The 253-nt window shown below is 60.9% G+C and carries 1 protein-coding gene; it reads left to right on the top strand.

All coding sequences use genetic code 11. The features are described from left to right. Positions 1 to 253, top strand: a 253-nt coding sequence (locus AC1RP4_RS08090) for a hypothetical protein (protein WP_481763291.1), incomplete at both ends; no start/stop codon positions are given.

Genomic DNA, 253 nt, shown 5'->3' with positions numbered 1-253 from the left:
ATGGTTGCAATGGGCACCCTCAAAAAGGGTGATCCCCTTCCCTACGGAACGGCAAAGGAACGCGCTGCATACGACCGCGCGCACGTCCAACAGGGCACCGCTGGCGGCTACGGTTACGACAAGCTGACGGCGGCTCTGTCCGGGCTCTATATCGACGGCGTGCGCCTGATGGATCATTGCGAACACGACGAGCCCGGCACCGTTCGCCTGTACGCGCGTTATCTGAAAGATTACGACGCGCGCGGTATCCAAA

The sequence above is a fragment of the Dellaglioa sp. CoH-56-MRSF-10 genome, assembly GCF_056782175.1.
Note: the sequence above shows the minus strand (reverse complement) of the source record. Positions and strands in the feature narration are given on the sequence as shown.